We start from the raw sequence: 264 nt of genomic DNA, 5'->3' as shown, positions 1-264 counted from the left end.
GCCGCCTTCGGGTTCCCCAACCCGATGCTGGGCCTGGTCACGTACGGCATGGTCGTCGCCATCGGAGTCGGCCTGCTGGCGGGCGCGCGTTACCGCCGCTGGTACTGGCTCGGCCTCAACGCGGGCACGCTGTTCGGCGTCGGCTTCTGCATGTGGCTCATGCACCAGTCGCTGTACGAGATCAACGCCCTGTGCCTGTGGTGCAGCCTGGCCTGGGTCGCCACCATCGTGATGTTCTGGTACGTGACCTCGCACAACGTGCGC

At 67.0% G+C, this 264-nt stretch carries 1 protein-coding gene; it reads left to right on the top strand.

What is annotated here, in order from left to right:
• Positions 1-264 (top strand): vitamin K epoxide reductase family protein (locus IH00_RS44330; protein ID WP_039947492.1); only part of this gene is annotated, 264 nt, incomplete at both ends.

It is taken from the genome of Streptomyces sp. NRRL S-118 (assembly GCF_000716335.1).
Classification (GTDB): Bacteria; Actinomycetota; Actinomycetes; order Streptomycetales; family Streptomycetaceae; genus Streptomyces.
The sequence above is the reverse complement of the archived record's forward strand: the minus strand, read 5'-3'. Positions and strand labels throughout refer to the sequence as shown.